Annotated in this window: 19 protein-coding genes and 2 pseudogenes; 14 read left to right on the forward strand and 7 right to left on the reverse strand. The window is 60.7% G+C overall.

Annotation, left to right across the window (positions count from 1 at the left end; translation table 11 throughout):
• From B097_RS12875 to B097_RS0110055, 5 genes and pseudogenes are all read left to right on the forward strand, one after another.
• Nucleotides 1-236: pseudogene (locus B097_RS12875) on the forward strand (IS256 family transposase); the annotation flags it as partial.
• Nucleotides 237-261: 25 nt separating this feature from the next.
• Nucleotides 262-1,149 (forward strand): Mu transposase domain-containing protein, encoded by an 888-nt coding sequence (locus B097_RS12880; protein WP_018582396.1) that lies wholly within the window; start codon nucleotides 262-264, stop codon nucleotides 1,147-1,149.
• A 101-nt stretch (nucleotides 1,150-1,250) separates the two neighbouring features.
• Nucleotides 1,251-2,018 carry an ATP-binding protein gene (locus B097_RS0110045; protein WP_018582397.1) on the forward strand — a complete coding sequence of 256 codons (768 nt, stop codon included), beginning with the start codon at nucleotides 1,251-1,253 and terminating at the stop codon, nucleotides 2,016-2,018.
• 127 nt (nucleotides 2,019-2,145) lie between these two features.
• Nucleotides 2,146-3,219, forward strand: a pseudogene (locus B097_RS0110050) (Mu transposase domain-containing protein); the annotation flags it as partial.
• On the forward strand, nucleotides 3,216-3,962 hold the full coding sequence (locus tag B097_RS0110055) for an ATP-binding protein (protein WP_018582399.1): 747 nt from the start codon (nucleotides 3,216-3,218) through the stop codon (nucleotides 3,960-3,962). The pseudogene B097_RS0110050 and the gene B097_RS0110055, both read left to right, overlap by 4 nt.
• 253 nt (nucleotides 3,963-4,215) lie before the next feature.
• Here B097_RS0110055 and B097_RS0110060 read toward each other — a convergent pair whose 3' ends face one another.
• Nucleotides 4,216-5,178, reverse strand: coding sequence for an Abi family protein (locus tag B097_RS0110060; protein WP_018582400.1), 963 nt, complete (start codon nucleotides 5,176-5,178; stop codon nucleotides 4,216-4,218).
• A 647-nt stretch (nucleotides 5,179-5,825) separates the two neighbouring features.
• Here B097_RS0110060 and B097_RS0110065 point away from each other — a divergent pair.
• Entirely contained in the window at nucleotides 5,826-6,977 is a 1,152-nt protein-coding gene (locus B097_RS0110065; RefSeq protein ID WP_147287095.1) for a hypothetical protein, read from the forward strand.
• Nucleotides 6,978-7,030: 53 nt separating this feature from the next.
• On the opposite strand, the gene B097_RS0110070 is transcribed toward B097_RS0110065, so the two are convergent.
• Nucleotides 7,031-7,504, reverse strand: a complete 474-nt coding sequence (locus B097_RS0110070) for a hypothetical protein (protein WP_018582402.1) — start codon at nucleotides 7,502-7,504, stop codon at nucleotides 7,031-7,033.
• Between the two features lie 487 nt (nucleotides 7,505-7,991).
• Between B097_RS0110070 and B097_RS0110075 the strand changes: the two genes are divergently transcribed.
• The 6 genes from B097_RS0110075 (at nucleotide 7,992) to B097_RS13355 (ending at nucleotide 14,730) form a co-directional block, all read left to right on the forward strand.
• The gene (locus tag B097_RS0110075) at nucleotides 7,992-8,264 is read left to right on the forward strand and encodes a ribbon-helix-helix protein, CopG family (RefSeq protein WP_018582403.1); all 273 of its coding nucleotides are present in this window, start codon (nucleotides 7,992-7,994) and stop codon (nucleotides 8,262-8,264) included.
• A gap of 334 nt (nucleotides 8,265-8,598) precedes the next feature.
• Complete coding sequence (locus B097_RS12885) at nucleotides 8,599-9,516, forward strand: hypothetical protein (RefSeq protein WP_147287099.1); 918 nt, start codon at nucleotides 8,599-8,601, stop codon at nucleotides 9,514-9,516.
• Nucleotides 9,513-11,279 (forward strand): hypothetical protein, encoded by a 1,767-nt coding sequence (locus B097_RS0110085; protein ID WP_018582405.1) that lies wholly within the window; start codon nucleotides 9,513-9,515, stop codon nucleotides 11,277-11,279. Before B097_RS12885 ends, B097_RS0110085 begins: the two co-directional genes overlap by 4 nt.
• A 366-nt stretch (nucleotides 11,280-11,645) precedes the next feature.
• Entirely contained in the window at nucleotides 11,646-12,881 is a 1,236-nt protein-coding gene (gene larC, locus B097_RS0110090) for a nickel pincer cofactor biosynthesis protein LarC (protein WP_018582406.1), read from the forward strand.
• 75 nt (nucleotides 12,882-12,956) lie between these two features.
• Complete coding sequence (locus tag B097_RS0110095; protein ID WP_048402848.1) at nucleotides 12,957-14,048, forward strand: Fic family protein; 1,092 nt, start codon at nucleotides 12,957-12,959, stop codon at nucleotides 14,046-14,048.
• A gap of 382 nt (nucleotides 14,049-14,430) precedes the next feature.
• On the forward strand, nucleotides 14,431-14,730 hold the full coding sequence (locus B097_RS13355) for a hypothetical protein (protein WP_202593336.1): 300 nt from the start codon (nucleotides 14,431-14,433) through the stop codon (nucleotides 14,728-14,730).
• 322 nt (nucleotides 14,731-15,052) lie between these two features.
• Here the strand turns inward: B097_RS13355 and B097_RS0110105 are convergent, their stop codons facing one another.
• From B097_RS0110105 to B097_RS0110125, 5 genes are all read right to left on the reverse strand, one after another.
• Complete coding sequence (locus tag B097_RS0110105; RefSeq protein WP_018582409.1) at nucleotides 15,053-15,460, reverse strand: excisionase family DNA-binding protein; 408 nt, start codon at nucleotides 15,458-15,460, stop codon at nucleotides 15,053-15,055.
• Nucleotides 15,461-15,542: 82 nt separating this feature from the next.
• Nucleotides 15,543-16,208 (reverse strand): nickel pincer cofactor biosynthesis protein LarB, encoded by a 666-nt coding sequence (gene larB / locus B097_RS0110110; protein WP_172463368.1) that lies wholly within the window; start codon nucleotides 16,206-16,208, stop codon nucleotides 15,543-15,545.
• 55 nt (nucleotides 16,209-16,263) lie between these two features.
• The gene (locus tag B097_RS0110115) at nucleotides 16,264-17,151 is read right to left on the reverse strand and encodes a MaoC family dehydratase (RefSeq protein ID WP_018582411.1); all 888 of its coding nucleotides are present in this window, start codon (nucleotides 17,149-17,151) and stop codon (nucleotides 16,264-16,266) included.
• Between the two features lie 10 nt (nucleotides 17,152-17,161).
• Nucleotides 17,162-18,562 carry a 3-oxoacyl-ACP reductase gene (locus tag B097_RS0110120; protein WP_018582412.1) on the reverse strand — a complete coding sequence of 467 codons (1,401 nt, stop codon included), beginning with the start codon at nucleotides 18,560-18,562 and terminating at the stop codon, nucleotides 17,162-17,164.
• Nucleotides 18,559-19,809: an acetyl-CoA C-acetyltransferase gene (locus tag B097_RS0110125; RefSeq protein WP_018582413.1), complete on the reverse strand. Its 1,251-nt coding sequence runs from the start codon at nucleotides 19,807-19,809 to the stop codon at nucleotides 18,559-18,561. Before B097_RS0110125 ends, B097_RS0110120 begins: the two co-directional genes overlap by 4 nt.
• An 87-nt stretch (nucleotides 19,810-19,896) precedes the next feature.
• On the opposite strand from B097_RS0110125, the gene B097_RS12890 reads away from it, so the two are divergent.
• Both B097_RS12890 and B097_RS0110135 read left to right on the forward strand, forming a co-directional pair.
• Nucleotides 19,897-20,517: a TetR/AcrR family transcriptional regulator gene (locus B097_RS12890; RefSeq protein ID WP_018582414.1), complete on the forward strand. Its 621-nt coding sequence runs from the start codon at nucleotides 19,897-19,899 to the stop codon at nucleotides 20,515-20,517.
• A 13-nt stretch (nucleotides 20,518-20,530) separates the two neighbouring features.
• Entirely contained in the window at nucleotides 20,531-22,447 is a 1,917-nt protein-coding gene (locus tag B097_RS0110135; RefSeq protein ID WP_018582415.1) for an acyl-CoA dehydrogenase family protein, read from the forward strand.
• The last annotated feature ends 1 nt before the right edge of the window (nucleotide 22,448 follow it).

Raw genomic sequence — 22,448 nt, forward strand, 5'->3', positions numbered from 1 at the left:
TACGTAAAGCCACCCGGAATCGGGTGCAGTTCACCAACGATGAGTCTGCGATCAAAACCTTGTGGTTGATGATCTGCAACATTGAGGACAAACGGGCCGCCAAGCGCGCTAAGCAGGGCAAACGGGTCGCGGCGACCAGCGGCCGGCTGATCGAGGGCAGGCGGGNGACGAACTGGAAGCAGGCCATCAACCAGATGTCTGTGGCTTACCCTGACCGCTTCGAGCCCTACCTCTAATAATCACGCCCCACACACAAACAACTTGACACGCTCGATTATCGTGCCGGATAACGCGTCAACGGCAACGTATCGGCCGAGCAAGAAGTCCTCGTACCGGGCGATCACCAACCGCTATGCGGACTTCGCGGCCTACTACGACATCTTGATCGTGCCGACCAGGCCAGCCAAGCCCCGTGATAAAGCTGCCGTTGAACGTGCTGTGCAGACCGTGTATTCGCTGATCCTGGGCTATTTCGACAATCAGCGCTTCTACAGTCTTAACGAGCTGAATGAGGCGATCACCGACCGCGTCGACGACATCAACGAGGTACGCCCGCGTACCGATGGGCTGACCCGTCGGGAACTCTTCGACGCTGATGAACGCCCCGTGATGCGCCCACTGCCTGATGACCCTTTTACGGAAGTGTTGTGGCGTAGCCTGAAGGTCGACCGGTCCTGGCACGTCACGTGTGACTACCAGTATTACTCCGTGCCGTTTACCCTGGTCGGCAAAACAGTCCGCGCTCGCCTGACCCAATCGGTTGTCAGTATCTTCTACAACGATCAACTCGTCGCCGAGCATCCCAGGTTGCACGGGTTTCGCTACCGCTACTCGTCCGATCCGGCCCATAGTCCAGATGGTTCGTCGACGTCGAAGGCCTACACCCGCGACGAGTTGCTCTCCTGGGCGTCGTCCTATGGCACCGCAACCATGAAGGTCATCGCCCAGGTACTCGACCGGTATGACAAGGCCGTACCGAAAGGGATGAAACAAGCAAGTCTGATTCTTACGTCACTAGGCAAACGCCACAACGGCACCACCTTGGAACCAGCCTGCCAGTACATCCTGGATAAACAACTCGCCCCGGCACGATCTGTCATCCAGCGAGTGCAATCCAACATCAACCACGACCGCCCACCACATCAGTAGCTCCTGATCACCGTGACCGTGGACCCATTGACTTGACCGGGCTGGAATCAGAAGTGTTCATCCGATCAGCTGACCACTTCACGAAAGGAAAGGAGAAGTAGATGACCATGATTGACCTTGATGACACCACCTGGGCGAAACTACGCAGCCTGCGGTTATCAACTTTTGCTGAGGTCTACTTCGACCTTGTCGCCAGCGACGACTTCGCCAAGGCACTACCCGAGGACATTTTCTTAGCCGCTGCCGATATCCTGGCGCAGCGCCGTAGTGAACGCAACATTGCCAAAGCCATCACCCAGGCACGATTCCGCTACCCGCACGCCCGCCTTGCTGAAATCACCGATCCCGAAGGACGTGGAATCGACATCAGGCAGCTGACACGCATCGCCAAAACTAACTGGCGGGAAACCCCTACCAATCTGCACCTACTCGCACCTGCAGGAACAGGCAAAACCTACATCGCCTGCGCGATCGGTATCGCCGCGTGTCAAGCCGGGTACTCGGTGTTGTACTTCAGTCTTGATCAACTGGTCTCCAAGCTAGCGGCCTTCTTGCCCACGGACGAGTCCTACGAAGAAGAGATGAAGAAGATCACGAACGTCGATGTCCTCATCATCGACGACTTCCTCACCCTAGAAATAGACTCCCGAGGCCAAGACGACCTGACCAAGATCATATTCGATCGAGAAGGCCGACTCCCGACCATCATCTCATCACAATCAAGCGCAGGTTACTGGCTGAAAATCTTGCCTAACCGCGTCGGAGCCGACTCACTCGTCAGCAGGATCAGCAGCGGACGCCACATAGAAATCGGCGACTTCGACATGCGCCAACACCTAGCAGCCATCCGTAACACCGCCGACGACTAACCGCACCGCCAGCCCCCCACAACACCACGGCGGGCTGGCCCTACCAACAACCCGGAATACCACCCCGACCAAGTCCCCGGAACACCCCTACCAACTACGCGCACTCAGCAACGCCACCCCGAGGCCGGTGTACCTGTTCGTCGGATGTCTTCCCTTCAGCCGCTACTCGTTCGTCTACCCGAGTCTGGACATGACGCAGGAATCGTGGTTGCGGGCTCATGTCGCGATGTTCGAGGCCTTCGGCGGATCGGTGCCGCGGATCGTGCCCGACAACCTCAAGACCGGAGTGATCAAGCACCCCCGCGACGGTGAGATCGTCCTCAACGACGCCTACCGGGAAATGGCCACACACTACTCGGCGGCGGTGTTGCCGGGGCGGGTTCGCAAGGCCAAGGACAAGCCGAGCGTGGAGAACACCGTCTGGCATGTCGCGATGCGAGTCATCGCGCGGCTACGCGACCGACGCTTCACGTCGCTTCCGGAGCTGAGCGCCGCGGTCACCGATCAGGTCACCGCCTACAACCAGGAGGACTTCCAGAAACGGGCCGGCTCCCGGGCCAGCGTGTTCATAGCAGAGGAACAACCACTGCTGACGCCGCTGCCGCAGGTCGCCTATGAGATCAGCCGGTGGGTCTACGGTCGTAGAGTCCAGCGCAACGGGCATGTGGTGTGGGAGAAGAACTTCTACTCCGTACCGGTCACCCATATCGGCACGGGTGTGGATCTGCGGATCACCGACCGGGTCCTGCAGGTCTACTCCGGACAGCAGCGGTTGAGCAGTCACCTGCTGCTTCCTGCGGGTTCGGCCAACGAGTACCGCACCAACGATGCTGACCTACCCGCCGGTGAGCGCTACCAGCCGTGGGACGCCCCGCGTGTACGAGAGTGGGCCGGCCGCGTCGGCCCGTCTGCGACGGTGGTGGTCAACCGGATCTTCGAATCGGTGGACGTCGACGAGCAGGGCCTGAACGCCGCCCTGGCGGTCCTGCGGCTGACGCGGCGGTATTCCGCCGAGCGGGTCGAGGCCGCCTGCCGGATCGCCCTGGCCGGGCATGTCCGGTTCCCGCGCTATGTGCATCTGCACCCGATCCTGGCCACCGGGCAGGACCAGGCCGCCCGGCAGCGCCCACCCCGGGAGGAACCGGTCGAAGAAGGCGGATTCGTCCGCGGTGCGGACTATTACGCAGGAGGAGACCAGTGAGCGGCATCGACATGGAAACCAAACGCAAGCTGCGCGACATGGGCGCGACCGCGCTGCTGGAGGCCATCGACGCTGAAGACGAGAACCTGGTCCTGGGGATGGGGTTCGAGCAACGGCTGCACCTGATCGTCGATGAGGCGTATGCCACCTTCACCCACGGCAAGGTCGACGGGCTGATCCGCCGGGCCGGCCTGCGTTACCCGGCAGCTGACCTGCGCCGGAACGACCTGGTCGAGCAACGCGGACTGGATCGCAACCTGCTGGCCACCTTGGCGACCTGCGGGTTCATCGAACGCCACCAGAACGTCGTGTTCCAGGGATTCACCGGTTCCGGGAAATCCTACCTGGGGTGCGCGCTGGCGAAGCAGGCCTGCCAGCACCGGTACCGGGCGCACTACATCCGGATGCCGGATCTTCAGGAAGCCTGGGCCACAGCACGGGACAAGCCGCAGGGGACGACGAAGTTTTTGAAGAAGTACGCCGCGTTCACGGTCCTGGTGATCGACGAATGGCTGCTGGATCATCCGGATGAGGCCATGCGCAGCATGCTGCTGGAGCTGCTGGAACGCCGCTACGACTCCGCGTCGACGGTGTTCTGCACCCAGTACGCCAAGAAGGACTGGCATCAGAGGCTCGGGTCCGGGGTGCATGCGGATGCGATCATGGACCGGATCGTCCACAACACGATCTGGGTCGACACCGGCACCCACAACATGCGGGAGCACATCACGATGAACCAATAGGAACGAACCCCCAGCGCCGGCCGGTGGCCCCCACCCCTACGGCCGCCGGCCCCCGCAGGCAATATCGCTGGCCCCCAACCGCACGATTGGGTGGCCTTCACACCTACGAATACTCAGGCTATTCGTGAAGCGTCAAGTGCGGAAGAAGCGTACCGGCTGGTCGCCACCACCTACCGTTAGTTCGCGATGCGGTAGTTGGTGAAAACCGGTCTTATGAGACAAGGGACTGAGAACGTATTGTCGGCGGGGCTTGTCAGTTTCTCGGCTTGTGGGAGGTTTGCGTAACGCCGTAGAAGTACAGCTCGTTCTGTTGCGTCAAGTCGAGGATTCGTGCTAGCGCCTCTCGTCCTGCCGTGGCATCTGGCTGAAAATGGGCGATATTTGCGAAAGCGAAGAACTGCGATTTTGGATCGATGCCTCTGAGTTGTTTATCGAAGACCCTCGGTTTCTTGGGAGAGTTATTGGCAGGCCTCATCCAGAGCCGTGCGTGGTGACACACCAGGTTTCTCGTCACAGATAGTGATTCGATTCCAGCGGAGAACACGCCTGCCTTCATGCCAAGTTCTTCGGCAACTTGAAGCCACGTCTTTTGCTTGTGTGGAAGGTCCCCGTCGCACGACATAATAAACTTCCCGAGCTGCCCCAGCGAGAAGCAATCGATGACCGACCAAAGCGGAAGGTCTTTAGCTAGGTCGAGGCAGAGATCGTAGTTTCCGTTGTGAACTTTCCTAGGTTTATCGATCCTACGTTTGTCCGCCTCCTCCTCAAGACGTTTGACGGTGTAGTCCTCGCCGTATCGAAAAACCTCTTTGAGGATTCCCTCCACAATATCGCGGGGTTGAAACTCCTGGGATGAAACGAGGTATCGACTCTCGTCTAGATAACTGGTCGGTGTTCCGTTGCGGCAGAAGTGTTTGACGGCCAAGCGGCGAAGGTTGAGCTCAGCTGCATGGATAAACTCGAACAGCAGCGAGGACACTTGCCGGTCAAGCTCAACCAGCTCGAAGACGTGCCTCGGGTCTGCGTCGGCGTTGGTCAATCCACTCTTGCGAAGCTTGTCGACGTTTCTGGCATAGCCGAGGAAGAAGTGGAAGTTCAGGCGTTCCAACGACTTGCGCACGTCGTCGTCGAACTGATCCCCAGAGAAGTACTTTTTCTCATCTACGAGGTAGGCAATTTTTGCGTCGGTAGTTTCGAGAAAAGGTATTGAAGTCAATGTTCTGAAAGCCCTAAGACCGGAAAAATTTAAGGACCTCTGGTTGCGCTTCCATGGAGAGGCTTTACAGAGGGACTGTTGTTTTTGAGTCTAATTTGTTCGAGGTGATATCTCAGAATCTAGCGTCATGTACCTTCAATTGCCCAGCTCGATGCGATTTTCTGGCGGTAAACAGGGGTGGTCTTTAACCACCCCCGTTTCTGCATCGCAGGGACTTCCGCGATTTATTAGGCGGCTACGAGTCGATGTCCCGATGCGCCGGCAAGAACTCACGCATCGTGTAGCACTGAGCGAGCGGAGTCTAAACGCAACTCCGAGGGGAGAATGGAGTTGTGGCGAAGAAGCGGTTAAATCAACGGCAGCTTGAAGTGCTGGACTGGATTAGTCAGGGATGCCCCGACAAAGGATGGCCGGACTCGTACTACAAGCAGTCGGCACGGATGATGGAAGCCTACGACCTGGTGAAAGTCTCTGGTCATGGGCCCACCTGGACTGCGTGCATTACGGACAAGGGGCGTGATCAGTTTGCTCACGGTGCAGAGGTTACGGCTGGCAAGCCACGGAAACCAGGATCTCATTCAGCCACATCCAGGGGCAATAAGGTCACGGTAAACCATCAAACGTCAGTCGTCCCTGTCTCAGAGAAGATGGCACCTGCACCCGAGCCGGCGCCACAGGTGCCGGATGACGACGTCCGTGAGCTGTACGACCTGTTGGTAGCCGATGAGTTCCACATTCTGGCCGACCTTCCTGCAGATTCTCCGGACGTGGATTGGAGGGCCCGAGCCCGCCGATTGGCCAAAGCCGAGGACCTGCTGGGGTCAGACCGAGTGACGATTTCCCATCACCGTGGTGGCTCGTGGAACGACTACCGCGAGACTATTTCCGTGGCGCTGGTCCCGAAGGATAGGTGGCTGACCAGGACTCCCCGGGAGGTCGTCGACGCCACCAGAGTGAAGTATCATCCCGCGGTCGCGGCAGTGGTCGAAGGCTCCCGAGGTTTCAGTACAGCAACGGTGACAAGGGCCAAGCGAGTGCTCCATGCCATGTTCACTGAGGCGGAGGCCCGTGGCTGGAAAGTCACCATTGGTGAGCCGGAACGCCGTGGTGCCATCGACTACAAGGCTGCGACGACGCTTCATAAACAGCGGTGTACGGTCCGCATCGTAACCAACGCCGAATCCCATGAGATTCAGGCATACGAGAAGCATCGACGTCGCGAACAAGAGCCCTCCAAGGAGGATCTCGAGCACAAGAAGCGCTGGGGTTACTACTCGCACACATATGAGTACCTTCCGACGGGTCGACTGATCATCACCAGGCCGTACTCGGTGATTGTCCAGGACTCGGAATCGGGGCGCTCGACCGTCGAGAACCGCCTGCCGACGGTGTTCGCGGAGTGGGCGGCCAAGGAACCGTGGGTGAAGCGCAAACGAGTGTTGGGGCAGCGTCGAGAAGCGGAACATGCCCGTAGGCGGGCGGAGGTTGAACCCGCTGCTGATCTGATCCATGCAGATAACGTCCGTCGTGAGGTCATGCGTGAGCGTGCCGAGGAGTACAGACGGTTCCTCGATGTTCAAACCTATGTTGATGCCCTGGCTCAAGCGCAGCGGGATGGGCAGATCGAACCGGGTTCACCGGATGATGAGTGGGCCAACTGGTGCGTGGCTCATCGTGCCGACCAGGATCCGCTCACACAACTGCACATGCCGACGATCCCTGCTCAGAATCTGCAGGAACGCGAACGACTCATTGAGCGGCTCATCAAGGACATGGGTCCGTTGCCGGGAGATCCGTGAAAGGGGGGTCGGGGGCCGGGGGGCGCACGTCATCGGCTGCGGAGAGAGGAAAGCTATGACGGATGCAACACGAGTGTGTACCGTTTCCAGCCCCACCACCTCCACCAGCGTGGCTGGGTGTCAAATGGGTCGACTTCCCAGGAGACGGCCCGCATCATGCGCTTGGACCGGTCAAGGGGAAACCACGGGGCGAATCGATAACTGATGTCAACGACTTCTCCCACATTGAGCTCACCGAGGCCCGCGTCGGTGCGGAGAACTGTTTCACTGGGGCCGACCAGGTAGATTCCGCCCGTCCCCGCCCGGAAGCCCTCCGCTGTTGACAAGACCGACCCTCGTTCCAAGGCGTAACTGCCGCCGATGACAACAGGGGGCCACCGCGAGTAGGTCAGCACGGCCGTGTTCGGAGCGACCTGCCGTAGCTGAAACCGCGGACGATTCCACTGGTTCAACACACCCAGAGCGGCTGCAACGATAAGACCGGCGATGACGCCGGAGATCGTTCCTGCAGCAATGCTTTCCCACACGTGTACATCCTAACCGGTTGGCACCACGGCGCTGAAGCCTGTTCGTGCGGCCGCGTGCCAATCAACCTCGCGCATCCGTCTCGCGGGTGCCGACAGCGTGCATGCGACGATCCGTGCCATTGCGGGCCCACATGTTCGAAACGATTGTGCGGGTTCCTGCAAGGATCAACGCTATCTTTCCTGGCGTGTTCCGCCAATGAGGCGCACAATCATTTAGCGAACGATTGAGCGATTCAGGGAATTATGTCGTTGCGCTGCGTCGAAGTAAGTTACAGGCTTGTCATTCCGGAACCTTTCCGCTACGATTTCGGTATCACATCACTGCGTGACTAGGAAACTTGAATCCTGGGAAAGCGCGGCCCACTCGGGGCCAGCGGACGTGAGTGGGTATCCGGCAGATCCGGATGCTCACTGTCGTGGAGAAATCTGCGGCGGAGGTCACCGACCGTCGGTGGTCTCGTTGCTGGACCCGAGGAAGGATGGCCTGATGGTGGAGATTCCCGGTGGTTTGTACGGCCCGCGGCGTGCTCGCGAGGTCGCCGTCGACGCGATGGTGCGTATCGAGGTGCGCGTGTCTGCCTCACTGGCGCGGGAGATTACCCTGCGCGCGCGTGAGCGGGAGCAGTCGCGCAATGTCTATATTCGCCAGGTTCTGGCCGAGGCGGTGCGCGCCCGGACGCGTGCCGGTCCTCAGCCTCGTGCGCCGAGTGCAGGTACTGCAAATCTGAACGACCCCCATCGGGGCGGAGCGGACCAATGACCTGCCGCAGAAAAAGAGCGAGGCGCTTCAGCCAAGAAACGCCTCGCAGGGACGAACGATCGTGCCGGATCGCTCTCCCAGAAACTCCCATCAATTGTCCATTAAAGGAGATGTGTCTATTTTGTCATGCCTGAAAAAAGTTGGCAACCCTGTCGCTGACCGTCGTGTTGGGGCGGTGATCTAGGTGGGGCGCCACAAGAGGATGCTCGCGGCTTCCCCGGCGGCCGGTTCGGTGCCGGTTGCGACGCTGCATTCTGAAAGTGCCCCGTCGCGGGTGCGCAAGCTGACCCGTCGTACGCTGCCGGATCTCGAGCGTTTCGAGCGGCTGCGCCAGGTGTCCCTGGCGAAACCCGCAGGCCCACTGCGTACGCAAGCGGTGGAGCGTGCTGCGTTGGTCCGCGCCCACACCAAGGTCTCGGCAGCGACGCCGGACCTGAAAGCCGTCCGCGTCATCGCGCGGTTTTTGTACGATGAGGCGGTCATTGACGGTGTGGTCGACGAGGAACGTGCCCTGACCCGCGCACATGTCGATCATTGGTTATATCAGTCGAATCAATTCTCGTTGCGCAGCGTACGGACGTACCGGTCGATCCTGTATGACGCGGGGCGGGTGCTGTACCCGCGCGAATTCCCTGCACCGAGAGCGGTGCTCGCGCCACGTGGAAGGGCGACGCCGGCGTGTCCTCCAGGAACCGCGCAGCGCCTGTATGAGGAGGCGACCCTGGTCCCCGATGTGCTGCGACCGCGGCTGCTGCTGGTGCTCGATCTGATCACTGGTGCGGGTCTGCGGTCCAGCGAGGTCCGCGAGGCGACCGGTGGTGACATCTCGACGGTCTCTCTCGGGTCAGGCCAGGAGGTGGTCACTGTCAAGGTACGCAAGGCCGGCGTCATCGATCGGGTGGTGCCGGTGACGGACCCGCGGAAAGGCCACCGTCTCCAGATGCGTGCCCGGGAGGTTGGGACCGGAACGTTGTACCCGCTGACGGTCAACGGGGTGGTCTCGAAAAACGCGGTATCCAGGCTCAACGACCGCCTGCGGGAGTACGGGTTCGCCGGACTCGACGCGGTCAGCTTGCGCAACCGCTGGATCCTCGACCTCGCCGCAACGCCGGGTGTGAGCACCGCGGCGCTGTTGAAGCTTGCCGGGATCGGAGATCTCCGGGTGCTGGCAGATCAGGCAGCACTCCTACCGGCACTCTCAGCTGCCGATCTGGCAGAAATGCTTCTTGACGCTGACGAGGTGACGATGTGATTGCTGACAAGGCGTGCGCCTACACCATCCACCCTGAGGTCCTAGAGCAGAAGGCACAGTGGGTCGAGCGTTCCGGAGCCGCGGAGCTTCTGGACCAATATTTTGAAGAATCACGAGGTCGGGGAGGTCGCGTATCCGAGTACAGGTTCTCGATGCTTGGGTATCTCACGGTAAAAGCTGCACTGATGGCGATTCCGCGTGCTGCCTCCGACGCCGAGGCCTATCGGGTGATCCGCGAGCTGACGGTTGACCAGCTGGAGCGCCTGGGGATGAACGCCGAGGTCCGGACCGCGTCGGACAAGGCCTTCTACAACTGGATCGCGCGTCGACTGCGTGTGGTTGATCCGGGCTTCGACCTGCCGGCTCGCCGCGTGACCAACGCGGAGCACCGACGACACGTCGGCTCCAGGACGCCCGAGGTCAGCGCGGCCGTCCATCTGGCTGCCGATCGCCTCCATGCCGTCGTGAATTTGCTGGTCGCAGCATCTGTCGACGAAACACACCCCGCCGGCGCACGCGGAGATATCGTCATCGACGAGACAGTCGTTGATCTTGCGGGCCAGTCCGACGGCCTGGGCTCTCGCGATAACAAATTCCGCGCCGCGGCATACATGGGGGCGTACTATGTACGCGATCGTGAAGATAATTCGATCAATACTGCAGGTCAGCCGGTCAAGACAGTAAAGAAGGCGGCGTTCGGGATCGGAATCACTGCAGTAACTCGTATCGGTGACGTCGAGGACCTCTACGGTGTGGCCCCGGTGATCACCGGGATCGCCATCCACAAACCGACCTCGGCATCCATCGAGGGAGCGACCCGGGCGATTCAGGCTCACCAGCAGCACGGGTTTGACAACCGTAAGGGCACCCGCGGGCGACTGCCCTACCTGACAGTCGATATGGGCTACAACCAGAAGAGGGGTTTTAATGACGCGTGCCTGGACCTTGGGTACTCGCCGGTGGTGCGCTATCCCCGGTCCTGGCGCGCCGTCTGGGCGAGCGCGGGCGACGAGCACACATTTCGAGGGGTGCCAGCCGGCCCGGTGCAGATCGCCGGAGACTTCTATTGTCCAGCCGCAGCACGAATCGCTACGGGCACGACGAGGTTGGTCCGAAAAACCGTCGACATATTAGACGATGATGATGGGTTCGAACGGCACGACCGCCGGCTGGAAGCACTCCTGCCGATGCTGATGGGGACGAACTCTCGTCCCTATAGAGCACGACCACAAGGGCGGCCCCGTAAAGACTCCGACAGCGCGAGACCGACTGCCCGCATCGACCTTGTGTGTCCTGCCGTGCAGGGGCGAGTCCGTTGCCCGCTGAAACCGGCCTCGATGGTGGCAGGCCCAGAAACCCCGACGGTCACCCCGTCGTGGAACGCTGAGGATTTCCGATGCTGTGCAAAATCACAGGTCACAGTGGAGTACTCGCGTGACCAGTGGCGAATGGCAACGTGGGGCATGACCCCTGGTTCGTGGGAGCACGCGACTTATTTCGAGGCGGCGCGTGCTTTAACCGAGCAGCGCTTTTCGGTGATGAAGAGCGTGCACGTCGCAGGAATTTCTGATTTGCACTGGTCGGGACGGCGGGAACCCGGAATCGCCATCCTGGTGGCATTGTGGGTCGCATCAACAAACCGCGCGATTCAGGATAGTCATTCGCGCCGCCGCAAGAGAAGAACCTCGTCGATCAAACGCCGGTGGGCGCACATCGAGGAGGACTTGGGGCGTCGCCCGGTCACAATCCCACCGCGTACTTAGCACCGAATGACTAACGCCGGGATCGAAAATTCCGATCCCGGCGTTAGGCATTGCTAAAAAGTCTCGGGAAAACTTCTTTCTATGTCGATTTAGCGGCCTTGAGCAGGGATTCAGCCTAGATAAACCTACAGGGCGACGGAGAATAGACGGCTCTGACGCCCCCTATGGAAGCCTTCTTCGGCTGCAACAGCGATCTGCGATCACCCACCAAAAGTCTCGGGAATCTGGAACGAAACCCTCGGGATATGCTCGCGGAACAACTCAATTGAACAGGTTTCGGAAACCGCACACAAACACAAAGTCTCGTGACATCGCCTCCGCGGTGCACGAGATTTTTCTTTACTTCACCCCAGCTAAGCTTGAACCATGATGTGGATTGATGCTACCGCCGGGGTCGCCGGCGACATGCTACTCGGGGCCCTTGTCGATGCCGGCGTTGATCTCGCCGAACTGCAACACGCCATCGACACCGTACTGCCGGACACCGTCGTCTTGCGGTCCGAGCAGGTCACGCGCGCCGGGCAGCGCGGCATGAAAGTGCACGTTGAGGTGCTTATCGATGATCACCCCCACCGCACCTGGCGCGAGATCCGGGGGATGCTTCAGCAGGCTTCGCTTCACGACGACACCCGCACCAATGCACTGGCCGTATTCGAATCGATTGCTGCTGCCGAAGCAAAGGTGCACGGTGTCGAACCAGACACCATCCACTTCCACGAAGTCGGTGCCTGGGATTCCATCGCCGACGTGGTGGGCGTGTGCGAAGGAATGCGGCTGCTCGAGGCGTGGCACGTAACGGCGTCGCCAGTGGCGCTCGGATTCGGACGCATCAGCGCAGCCCATGGTGATATCCCCGTACCGGTTCCCGCGGTAGCGGAGTTGGCTCGTGGCATCCCAACCCGCTCGGGCGAGATCCTGCGCGGGGGTGGGCATGATCATTCGCACGCTCATTCGCACGCTCATGATCATGGTGGCAGCGGACATGAGCACGCCGAACCGGGAGAGTTGGCTACCCCCACCGGTATCGCTCTGGTGAAACACTTCGCCACATCTTTTGGTCCGTTGCCGGATGGTGTCGTGGAGACAGTCGGAATCGGTGCGGGCACCAAGGACACTCCAGGTCGCCCCAATGTCGTGCGCCTTGTTTTATTGCAGGATGCTACAGCAGCTGCGTCGAATCCGGACACCGGCCAGCTCGTCCAGCTAGAGGCCAATGTTGATGATCTCGATCCGCGGATCTGGCCGGTAGTCGTCGATAAGCTTCTGCACGCTGGGGCCCGTGATGCGTGGCTCACCCCGATCGTGATGAAAAAGGGTAGATCAGCGCACACGGTCCACGTGCTTACCGACGATCCAGCCGCGGCCAAGGAGATTTTGTTTGCCCACACCACCACGTTTGGTGTGCGGTCCTGGACTGTGGAGCGCGAGGGGCTGGATCGGCATTGGGAGAGCGTGGATGTCGAAGGCCATGAGGTGCGAGTGAAGGTTGGTACGCGCGGGGGAGTGGTGATGACCCGTCAGCCTGAGTTCGACGACGCTGTTGCCGCCGCGGAGGCATTGGGGTTGCCGGTCAAAGAAGTGCTGCGCCGAGCATCGCAGTGATGCTGGGCATTGACCGACGTGTCGATTTAACCTGAGAAAATCGACACGTCGCCACGATATGTTTATTCTGTGTACATGACCGCGCACAGCTCATACTCCCCGGACATTCCGTTTAATGACTTGCCGCCACTTCCCCCAGCGAAAGCTTTAGAAACAACGCGGGTGTTGAAGGAGGTTATTGAGGCGCGCGGAACTTTAGCTTCGTTAAATACCGCGTGTGACCTTATCCCCAACCCAGACGTCATCACGTCAACGATTCCTTTACGTGAGGCACAGGCATCCACAGAGATTGAAAATATTGTCACTACCTACGACGAGCTTTTCAAAGCTCAGTGGGAAGTTGATCGCACTCCATCCCCAGCAACAAAAGAAGCACTAAGGTACAAAAATGCGCTATCTGCAGGGGTTGAATCACTAGAGGCAAGACCTGTATCGGAGAAAACTGCGGTGAGAGTCTGCAGCATTCTGAACGGCCAGCCTGCCCAGATTCGCTCAACTCCTGGAACATTTATCGGGGATCCGCGAACCCGCCGACGGCTATATACGCCGCCGGAGGGTAAGCAGATTATCGAGGCGCACTTGTCAGCCTGGGAAGAGTTCATTTATTCAGATCATGGACTTGACCCTTTGGTTCTGATGGCTGCTACTCATTATCAGTTTGAGGCGATCCATCCTTTCTATGACGGCAACGGGCGGACGGGCCGGATCTTGAATGTTCTCCTGCTTATTCAGCAGGAAGTACTTCGTCTCCCAGTGTTGTACTTGTCTGGCTATATTGTGGACAGTAAGTCCGATTACTTTCGGTTGCTGCGTGGCGTCACTGCTGAAGGCCAGTGGGAAGACTGGATCTTATTCATGGTTCGGGGTGTTCGGGTGGCTGCGGTGGAAGCAACCACGATGATTAATGATCTCCGTTTAGCGCAGGAAGCGACTGCTGAGAAGATAAGGGAGTTAAGTATTTCCGCCGGGGCTGAGCTTGCCCATCTTCTGTTTGTTAAACCTTATGTTCGCATTGCAGATGTGGAAGCGGCAGGTTTAGCCAAACGCCAAACCGCGTCGGCTTGGCTTGGCCAGCTTGTCGATGCCGAGGTTTTATCGGAGCACAAGGCCGGAAGAACGAAAGTGTTCGCTAATGATTCTGCGCTCCGGATTCTCACGCGCCGGTGAACCTCAAGAGGGGATCTAGCCAGAGGGCCTTGAGTTACGTTGCGAAATTGACTCGTACACCACGACGGTCAGCTTTTAGCTGCGCCACCGTCGAAATGCGGGCTAACATGTCGCAAGCGCTAGACAAGTATAAAGGAGTTATGTTACGCTCATATTGAAGCCTCGGTGGAGCGCTATCTGACGGAAAACTACCGATAGATATTCTCGCCGGGGCATTGATGTTGCTGGCCAATTTAAAGCGAGTACACCAATGCCTGGTAGCGATTGGATAGCCTCATGGCTTTCAGAACCACGATGGACCCCTTACCTGCAGGCATGTGATTCAGACAGCCAGAAAGCGCTTAAGCTTTATGAATGGACTCTGTAATTAGCAAGCGCGATCATGCATGATATCGCTCATATCGAAGTTGGTATCCGCAACACCTACGACCAGACAATTTCCTCTAACTTTGACGGCGATGACCATTGGCTGTTCGATGATAATTCACCGGTAATGAAGCCCTTAATACGCTCTCGCAAAGGTAAGGAGAGCGACCTCAATGATATTAATCGGCGGAAAATCCGTGAGGCAAAGAGACTTACCCGCCGCGAGCATCCCACACCAGGTCAGGTCATCGCAGAGCTGAATCTTGGGTTTTGGTGTCATCTCACTGATGCAGCACATGAAAAAGCCTGTGGGTAGACTATCTCCATCATGCTTATCCCACTGGAACTGACCGTAAGCAGGTGGATGGTTTGCTCAAGCTTATTCTTCGAGTCCGAAACCGAGCCTCTCATCACGAGCCATTATTTACTGGTAAAAGGCTTAACGAAGTGATCAAGGCTCAGAACGCTACCGTCACCATTGCCCGCATGCTGCTGCCACCATTGGCTGACCATATTCAATCCACCAGCAGGGTAAACGAGGTGCTAACAAAAACAGACTGCACTTCAGTCTTGTCGGTCTTGAACTCTAAGCCCTAGAGTTCTGTGCACCTATCGTGCTAACGCTAGAGCCTTTAGAGCTAGTCAAAGATTTCCTCGTCTAGTTCGCGCATTTCTTCAAATGCCTTCTTAGCGTCCGCGTAGCGCTTCTTGCGGTATTCAAAAACAGCTTCCGCCTTGAGGCGCGTGTGGGTGCCGACTTTGAAAGAGTCAATTTCACCATTCTTGATTTTCTTCATCAAAGTAGGGCGAGAAATCCCAAGCTGACGGGCCGCCTCTGTTGTTGTGAGGACCTCCGGCAGCCGAGAAATAGTGATTGTTTCTCCGTTGGCTGCCGCGTGTAGTACCGCGTTGATGAGATCGGCGAGTTCGCGTGGAATAGAATCCTCGATCAGCTCACTGGCAGTTTGATTGCGAGAGACTACCTGCTCAGCCTGCTCCTGGATTGTGTCGGTGAGCTCGATCGTAGGCACCGCCTGTGTGGTCACCGGTTGCTCCTTCCCGTACCAATATTGCCCTTGTAACTGTAGTAGTGTTTCAGGTGCAAGTGTAATACATTGGGCCGACGAGCTACCGCGCCGCGATCTGGGCGGCCAAGTGCCCGGCACCGTAGCCGTTATCAATATTGACTACGCCCACACCGGGTGCGCAGGAGTTCAACATGGTTAGTAGGGGAGCGATGCCACCGGCGCCAGCGCCATAACCAACAGAGGTGGGCACTGCGACCACGGGGGCTGCCACCAGTCCACCCACCACAGAGGGCAGGGCACCGTCCATCCCGGCGACCACGATGATCACTCCGGCTTCATGCAACGCCTCTTCGTGTTCGAGGAGGCGGTGGATGCCGGCCACGCCAACATCGGCAAGCAGGTCTACCGATCGTCCCAGGTAGCGGGCTGTGAGCATGGCTTCGCGCGCGACTGGCAGATCAGACGTCCCAGCGCAGACCACCAGCACCGACACGCCAGAGACCTCCGGTTCCTGCGGCGGCCACACCACCATGCGGGCTACCTCGTCGTAAAGCGCGTCCGGCAATACAGCAAGAACGGCCTCGGCCTGCTGGGGGGAGATGCGGGTGAACAGGGTGGGGTGCTCGTCGTCAAGCACACCCGCGATGGCCTCTACCTGGGCAATGGTTTTTCCCTCGCAGTAGATGGCCTCGGGGTAGCCGCGGCGGCGGACGCGATCGACGTCGAGGCGGGCGAAGTCGCCGACGTTGCGGGTGTGCTCCGGCATGTCCGACATGGAGGTCCTTTCAGCGCGGCCGAGGTGAACGCTCCCAGTCTAGCCTTTAAGCGGGGCGCCCCAGTTCCTCCGGAGCCAGTGGCCGGATGTGGCCGGCTAGGTGCGGGGTGCCGTCGTCGCGCAGGACGCCATAACGGGCCATGTCGTCTGCGGTGTCCTGCGCAAAGTTCACCGCGGACGGCAACATGACCGGCTTGGTGAACTGCACGCGGGTTTCAAAGGCCTCCGGCAGCTCCTCACCATGTTCGCCGTGCTGCGCCAACGCCCAGGCGTGGGTCCACATGCCGTGCGCGATGGCGGACTTGAACCCGAATAGTTTGGCGCTGGCGGCGCTGAGGTGGATCGGGTTGTAATCGCCAGACACCTCGGCGTACTTGCGGCCGAGGTCTGCCCCCACCTCTAGGCGGGTGGTGGGTTCGGCCTCCGGGAGCTCCTCCCGGGTCACCTTTTCGTGCTGGCCGGGGATTTCATAGCCGGGGATTAGGTAGTCGGAGCGTCCCGCCCACACCAGTTCGCGGCCGGTTTCGATCGTTGCGGCCAGGGTGGCGATGGTGCCTTTGGCGTGGGGGTATAACTGCCCGACCTGCACACAGATGTTGAGTTTTTCGTCGATATGCACCGGCCGGAAATATCGCATCTGGTTCGCCACGTGCACCGTGCCCAGGACGGGGAAGGGCCAGTCGCGGCTGGACATGATCTCCGTTTGCAGCGGGAAGGTCTGCACGTGCAGCCAGGTGGCGGGCACGTACTGGCTGCGGGAAAATCCGCATAAGTCCTGGTAGGCGGCTAAGTGTTCCTTGTCTTGGGTGAAGTCAGCCACCCGCGAACCGGCGACGGGTGCGCCGGACCAGGCGGGTTTGCGGCTGGCGGTCGGGCGCAGGGCGGTGGCGAAAAACCTTGCCTGGCCTGCGAATTTCTTCAGTGAGTTCGACATTGCTGTCTCCTTACTTACCGATCAGGTTTTGTCCGCACACGCGCACTACCTGCCCATTTACGCCGCCAGAGGACGGCCGGGCAAGGTACGCGATGGTCTCCGCCACATCCACCGGCCGGCCACCCTGGCCCAGGCTGTTGGTGCGTCGGAAGATCTCGCGGCTGACATAGGGGATCGCGGCGGTCATTTCCGTTTCGATGAACCCGGGGGCCACGGCGTTGGCGGTGAAGTCGCCCTGGTCCGATTCAGCCAGAGTAGCGGCCAGGGAGTGGGTGTAGCCGATCACCCCGGCCTTACTTGCCGCATAGTTGGTCTGGCCCTTCTGCCCGGCAATACCGCTGGTAGAGGCGATGCCGATGATCCGGCCACCGCCTGCGAATCCACCTGGCAGGTCGCCGTGCAGCAGGTCCTCATTGATGGTCATCTCGGCCTTGAGGTTGATATCGATCACCTGCTTCCACCGCTTTTCGTCCAGGTTGGCCAGCTGCTTGTCGCGAGTGATGCCGGCGTTGTGCACGATTGCCCACAGGCGCGCGTCATCGCCGTGCACGCTGCGGATATGGTTGCTTATCGACGAAGCGGCCCCTGCTTCCGTGATGTCCAACTGCAGGGCAGAGCCCCCAATCTCTACGGCGACTTTGGCCAGTGCCTCGCCGGCTGCGGGCAGGTCCACGGCCACCACGGTGGCGCCGTCGCGGGCGAAGGTGCGTGCGATGGCCTCACCGATCCCGCGGGCGGCGCCGGTGACCACCACGATGCGGTCTGTAAAAGGCTGTGGCCCATCTGCATCGGACGATCTGCGCGCCGGGCCAACCTCCCATGTCTGGCCCGAGACGAACGCCGAGCGACCACTGATCAGGAAGTTCATGGTAGACAGCAGATCTTCTTCCGTGGCACCTGCGCGCACGCGGATCAGGTTGGCGGTGGAACCCGCGCGCAGCTCCTTGCCTACGGTGCGCATCAGCCCGTCGAGGGCCTCTGCCACCGCGCGCGCCTCGTGCCCGTCGGTGTCATCGGGGGCGGGTCCCAGGAGGATGACGCGGCCCGACTTCTCCAGGTCACGCATGGCCGGGCGCAGCACACTGCGGATCTTCTCCAGGTCATCGAGGGCCACTATGTCGGTGGCATCCACAACGATTACGCCGGGGCGGGTGTCATAGCTTGTCACCTTGACCTTGCCGTCTTCGCCGGTGGTGCGGGTGGAGGGTTCGTCGTAAAGCGGATCGATGGGCGTAATGCCTGCGAGCTCGAGCGTGCTCGCGCCTAAAGTCGATGCGCCGGTGGCCGCCAGGACCACCCTGCCGGCGGGCAGGATGTCGCCGCGGCGCAGCTTCGGCGGGTCGCTTAAGCCCAGCTGTTTGGTGGCCAGGCGGCCCGGGCCAGAGGTGAGGATGGTTTCTAGGATGTTCATGCTGTTGCCTCCAAAAGTGCGACGGTGCCCTGGCCACCAGCAGCGCAGATAGAGATCACGCCACGGGTACCGGGACCCATGGAGTGCAGGCGCTTGGCCAGGCTGGCCACGATGCGCGCGCCGGTGGCCGCGAACGGGTGGCCGGCTGCCAGGGAGGAGCCGTCGGGGTTGATTCGGTCAGGATCGATGGTGATGCCCTTGGTGTCCAGGGCCTTGATGTGGCTTAAGACGGTGGCCGCGAAGGCCTCGTGGAATTCGTAGACGGCCACGTCATCGGGGTTGAGCCCGTTGCGTTCCAGCAGCACCGGCAGAGCGTGGACGGGGGCCATGAGCAGGCCGTCGGTACGCGGGTCGCCGTTCACGAAATCCACCGCGGCCACCTGGGCGTCCACGAAACGCGCCCAGGGTTGCCAGCCACGTTCGCGGGCCAGCGCTTCGTCGGCAAGCAAGACAGACGCGGCGCCGTCGGTGAGCGCGGTGGAGTTGCCGGCGGTCATGGTGTCGCCGAAGACGGGTGGTAGGCTGGCAAGTTTGTCCAGGGAGGTGTCCGGGCGCAGGATATTGTCGCGCGTGAGCCCGCGGTAGGGGGTGACCAGGTCATCAAAAAACCCGGAGTCCCAGGTGGCGGCCAGGCGCTGGTGGCTGGCCAGGGCCAGTTCGTCCTGGGCCTCGCGTGTGATCTGCAGGGCGGCGGTGGTGTCGGCCTGGGACAGCCCCATGGATTTGCCGGTGCGTGGTTCAGCCACCTGCGGCGGCTTCGGCGCGAGGTGCCCGGGGCGCAAGGCGCTGAGCGCTTTGAGTTTGTCCTGCGTGGTCTTGGCGTGGCTGAAGCTAAGCAGGGCGCGGCGCAGCCCGTCGGACACCGCCATCGGGGCATCCGAGGCCGCATCCACCCCGGCTGCGATACCGGTGCGCGCCTGGCCCAGCCGGATTTTGTTGGCCAGGTACACGGTGGTTTGCAGGCTGGTCGCGCACGCCTGGCCCATGTCCACGGCGGGGGTGTGCGGGTCCAGCGCGGTGCCTAGGACGGCTTCGCGGGTGAGGTTGTAGTCCTTCGAGTGTTTGAGCACGGCGCCGCCGGCGACTTCGTCGATACGCTCGCCGGCCAGCCCGAAGCGCGCGACAAGCCCGTCGATGGCTGCGGTGAGCAGGTCGCTTGTCGACGAGCCGGCGTAGGCCGTGCCCGCTTTGGCAAAGGGGGTGCGGTTGCCCCCGACGATCACGGGGGTGTTCTGCTGCTGTGACATGGCGGAACTTTCTGTGTGGGGTACTGGGTGATCAAGTTGTGTGATTCATATTACACCATACTCAAAGCATCTGATACCCTAAGTTTCATGAACGCTTCGACAACTGCCCCCGACGGCCGCTCCACCCGCTGGGAAAAACACCGCCAGGAGAAGAAAGAACAGCTGCTCGCGGACACAATTCGTGCCATCCGCGCCCACGGCGCAGGCGTGCACATGGACGCCATCGCCGAAACCGCTGGCACGTCCAAAGCAGTGTTCTACCGGCACTTCAATGACCGCGCCGGGCTCTGGGCAGCGGTGGTCAACCGCACCGTGGAGTACATCTACCGCCACCTACCCCTGACCCCCAGCCCCGCCACCCCGCTGCCACAACTTCTGGTTGACCTGGCGGGGACGTACCTGGATCTCGTCGATAAGGATCCCGGCGTGTACCTGTTCGTGACAACCACCCCCGACTCAGCCATCGGCCAGGGTAGCGACCCTGTTGTCACGCTGACTGCGCTGATCGGGGAGCGGGTGGCGCAACTGCTGCGGGAGCACGGCTTCGAAAAGCGCGGCGACATCGTGGCGCAGGCCATCGTCGGCGCGATCTGGGCGGTGACCGACCGCTGGGTGGCCACCGGCAGGCAGAAGCCGAAGGAAGAGATCATCGACACTCTCGAAGAACTGTTCACCCCATACCTGAACGCAACCAAGTTGAAGAAGTAGAAGGAGCAGAACAATGAGCATGCACGGACCCGCACTACGCGAAGCCCTCGACGGACCACACCACGAACTTAAGCAGCGACTGCGCCAGGAATTACCCCCTGACATGGTGGTTCGCCCCTATGACCAGTCGATGGATCAGGCCCGCCAATGGGTCCTCGAATCGCTAAAGGAACTCTCAGGCACAGGCTTTAGCAAGATCGGCTTGCCGGAAGGTATCGGCGACGGCCAGCCCATGGCCACGTCAATCGCCGCGTTCGAAATCCTTGCCATGGGTGATCTTTCGCTCACGGTGAAAAGCGGCGTCCAGCAGGGCCTGTTCGGTGGCGCGATCTTGAACCTGGGCAACGAGGAGCAGATCCAGAAGTGGATGCCCGGCATCATCGATACCACGACGACCGGCTGCTACGGGATGACCGAACTCGGCCGCGGCAGTGACGTCCAATCCCTGGGCACCACCATCACTTATGTGCCGGACGACGATGAGTTTGAGATCAACACCCCCACGCCGGAGGACCGCAAGGCCTATATCGGTAACGCCGCCGAACATGGTGAGCTAGCAGCAGTGTTCGGCCAGCTCATCGTCGAGGGTGAAAACCACGGCGTGCACTGCATCGTCGTACCCGTGCGTGACGACGCAGGCGAGGCCCTCCCCGGGGTGACTCTAGGCGACCACGGCCTCAAAGGCGGCTTGCTTGGCGTGGACAACGGGACCATGGCCTTCGACCACGTCCGCGTTCCGCGGACCAACCTGCTGAACCGCTATGGCACAGTCGACGACGACGGCCAGTACCATTCGCCCATCGAGCACCGCGGGAAGCGGTTCTACACCACGCTCTCCACTCTGGTCCGCGGGCGCATCTCCGTCGGCGGGGCGGCGGCCTCCGCTACTCGACGAGCGCTGACCATCGCCACCCGCTACGGGCTGAGCCGCACTCAATTTGCCACCAGCACGGGCGAACCCGTCACCATCCTGGAGTACCAGGCGCACCAGAAGAAGCTGATGCCTGAGATCGCCTATGCCTACGCCATGGGATTTGCCCAAAACCGCGTCATCGAACACTTCCAGCAGGTCCGCGACGGTGCCGACGAGAAAACCACCCGAGAACTCGAAGCACGCGCCGCTGGGCTGAAGGCAGTACAGACCCGCTGGGCCAACGACACCATCCAGGTCTGCCGCGAAGCCTGCGGCGGCGCCGGATACATGACAGAAAATGGCCTGACCACCCTGCGTGGCGACGCCGATGTCTTCGCCACCTTCGAAGGCGACAACACCGTGTTGTTCCAGCTGGTCGGCCGCTCCCTGCTGGCGGAGTTCCAGTCCAGCTGGAAAGACCTCGACATGCTGGAGGCCGCGCGCCGCTCCGCAGCCCTGGTGGGCAACCGCCTGCTGGAGCGCACCACCGCCACGGCCACCATCGACCGCTTGATCGCCACGGCGCAGCGGAAGAAGGGCGACGAGATCCTGCTGGCCCGCGGCTGGCAGGTAGAGATGCTGGAGTTCCGTGAAAAGCGCATCGTCGAATCGCTGGGTATGCGCATGCGCGACGTGCTGAAACTGCCCAAAGAGGAGCAGTTCGCCGGCTTCAACAGCTGCCAGAACCACCTCATTGCCGCCGCGAAGGCTCACATGGACCGCGTGATCCTAGAGGCTTTCATCGGCGGGATCGGTGACACGGCCGAGGGCCCAGCCCGCGACCTGCTGATCAAGCTGTGCGACCTGTACGCGCTGAGCGTGCTCCGCCGCCACCGCTCCTGGTTCCTCGAGCACGGCCAAATCGACGGCACCCGGTCGCGGGCGCTGACCACCACCGTGGAACGCCTCTGCGCCGAACTGGCCACCAACGCCGACGACTTGGTCGACGGCCTCGGGGTACCCGAGGAGTGGCTGAACTCGGCCTTCGTGCAGGACCCAAACTATGCCTCCCGCTAGC

The organism is Corynebacterium pilosum DSM 20521 = CIP 103422 (assembly GCF_000373805.1).
Classification (GTDB): Bacteria; Actinomycetota; Actinomycetes; order Mycobacteriales; family Mycobacteriaceae; genus Corynebacterium; species Corynebacterium pilosum.

Excerpts from the sequence above, each read along its gene's own strand:
- B097_RS0110045 (WP_018582397.1), top strand. The coding sequence starts at position 1,251 with ATGACCATGATTGACCTTGATGACACCACCTGGGCGAAACTACGCAGC.
- B097_RS0110065 (WP_147287095.1), top strand. The coding sequence starts at position 5,826 with ATGGCACCTGCACCCGAGCCGGCGCCACAGGTGCCGGATGACGACGTC.
- B097_RS0110075 (WP_018582403.1), top strand. The coding sequence starts at position 7,992 with ATGGTGGAGATTCCCGGTGGTTTGTACGGCCCGCGGCGTGCTCGCGAG.
- larC (WP_018582406.1), top strand. The coding sequence starts at position 11,646 with ATGATGTGGATTGATGCTACCGCCGGGGTCGCCGGCGACATGCTACTC.
- B097_RS0110095 (WP_048402848.1), top strand. The coding sequence starts at position 12,957 with ATGACCGCGCACAGCTCATACTCCCCGGACATTCCGTTTAATGACTTG.
- B097_RS13355 (WP_202593336.1), top strand. The coding sequence starts at position 14,431 with ATGCATGATATCGCTCATATCGAAGTTGGTATCCGCAACACCTACGAC.
- larB (WP_172463368.1), bottom strand. The coding sequence starts at position 16,208 with ATGCCGGAGCACACCCGCAACGTCGGCGACTTCGCCCGCCTCGACGTC.
- B097_RS0110115 (WP_018582411.1), bottom strand. The coding sequence starts at position 17,151 with ATGTCGAACTCACTGAAGAAATTCGCAGGCCAGGCAAGGTTTTTCGCC.
- B097_RS0110120 (WP_018582412.1), bottom strand. The coding sequence starts at position 18,562 with ATGAACATCCTAGAAACCATCCTCACCTCTGGCCCGGGCCGCCTGGCC.
- B097_RS0110125 (WP_018582413.1), bottom strand. The coding sequence starts at position 19,809 with ATGTCACAGCAGCAGAACACCCCCGTGATCGTCGGGGGCAACCGCACC.
- B097_RS12890 (WP_018582414.1), top strand. The coding sequence starts at position 19,897 with ATGAACGCTTCGACAACTGCCCCCGACGGCCGCTCCACCCGCTGGGAA.
- B097_RS0110135 (WP_018582415.1), top strand. The coding sequence starts at position 20,531 with ATGAGCATGCACGGACCCGCACTACGCGAAGCCCTCGACGGACCACAC.